The following is a 1,067-nucleotide window of genomic DNA, read 5'->3' as shown; positions in this document are numbered from 1 at the left end:
CGTCGAGCGGCTGCGCGCGCTGCTGGCCAGGGTCGCCCCCGCCGAGCAGCCCGCCGAGGCCGCCCACCTGGCCGACGCCGACGTCGACGAGGTGCTCGCCTTCATCGACCAGGAGCTGGGGGTCTGACGCCGTGACCGCCACGCCCACACCTCCCGCACACACGAAGGACTCGACCATGCCGAACGACGCCAGGCCCGCGGCCACCCGGCCGACCGACGCCAAGCTCGCGGAGTACCTCAAGCGCGTCACCATGGAGCTCGCCGCCACCCGTCAGCGCCTCCAGGACCTGGAGCAGGCCCGCCGGGAGCCGATCGCCGTCGTCGCCATGGGCTGCCGCTACCCCGGCGGGGTCACCTCCCCCGAGGAGCTGTGGCAGCTGCTGCTCGACGGCCGCGACGCCGTGTCGGACGTGCCCGGCGACCGCGGCTGGAACCCCGGCGAGCTGTACGCGCAGGACGCCGACGCGCTCGGCCACAGCTACACCCTGGAGGGCGGGTTCCTCAGCGGCGCCACGGAGTTCGACCCGCTGCTGTTCGGCATCAGCCCGCGCGAGGCGACCGGCATGGACCCGCAGCACCGGCTGCTGCTGGAGGTCTCCTGGGAGGCCTTCGAGCGCGCCGGGATCGACCCGCGCGGCCTGAAGGGCTCGCGCACCGGCGTGTACGTCGGCGCGATGTACAACGACTACTGGCGCCTCCTCCAGGCCGAGCCGGAGAGCTACGAGGGCCACCTGGTCAGCGGCAACGGCACCAGCGTCGCCTCCGGCCGCCTCTCCTACGCCTTCGGCCTGGAGGGCCCGGCCGTCTCGGTCGACACCGCGTGCTCGTCCTCGCTGGTCGCCGTGCACCTCGCGGTGAAGGCGCTGCGCGCCGGGGAGTGCTCGCTGGCCCTGGCCGGCGGGGCCACCGTCATGGCGACGCCCGAGATGCTCGTCGAGTTCAGCCGGATGCGGGCGATCTCCCCGGACGGGCGCTGCAAGGCGTTCTCCGCCGAGGCGGACGGCTTCGGCATGGCCGAGGGCGTGGGCCTGCTCGTCCTGGAGCGCCTGAGCGACGCCCGCCGGCTC

1 protein-coding gene is annotated in these 1,067 nt (G+C 74.5%); it reads left to right on the top strand.

Annotated elements, in window-relative coordinates:
* Positions 1 to 176: 176 nt before the first annotated feature.
* Positions 177 to 1,067, top strand: an 891-nt coding sequence (locus AB0O00_RS41200) for a beta-ketoacyl synthase N-terminal-like domain-containing protein (RefSeq protein ID WP_363659771.1), incomplete at its 3' end; no start/stop codon positions are given.

Origin of the sequence: Kitasatospora sp. NPDC093558 (genome assembly GCF_040683475.1) — a bacterium.
Taxonomy (GTDB): domain Bacteria; phylum Actinomycetota; class Actinomycetes; order Streptomycetales; family Streptomycetaceae; genus Kitasatospora.
The sequence above is the reverse complement of the archived record's forward strand: the minus strand, read 5'-3'. Positions and strand labels throughout refer to the sequence as shown.